The following is a 250-nucleotide window of genomic DNA, read 5'->3' on the forward strand; positions in this document are numbered from 1 at the left end:
TGAATGCCCGGTTGATGGGCATGGCACCGACCGGTAACGGCCGGCGCGAGTCTTTTGCGCATCTGCCCATGCCGCGAATGACCAATACGTATATGCTTGGCGGCGAACATAACCCGGCTGATATCATTGGGAGTGTAGAGAAAGGCATTTATGCGCCACACTTTGCTGGCGGCCAGGTAGATATTACATCAGGCAAATTTGTATTTACCGCGTCGGAAGCTTATCTCATTGAGAACGGCAAAATCACCCG

At 52.4% G+C, this 250-nt stretch carries 1 protein-coding gene; it reads left to right on the forward strand.

Features of this window, described 5'->3' with window-relative positions; translation table 11 throughout:
- Positions 1 to 20: 20 nt before the first annotated feature.
- Positions 21 to 250 (forward strand): metallopeptidase TldD-related protein (locus ACS2QP_RS28320; RefSeq protein WP_438883146.1); only part of this gene is annotated, 230 nt, incomplete at its 3' end.

Origin of the sequence: Bacillus cereus group sp. Bce019 (genome assembly GCF_051781745.1) — a bacterium.
Lineage (GTDB): Bacteria > Bacillota > Bacilli > Bacillales > Bacillaceae_G > Bacillus_A > Bacillus_A cereus.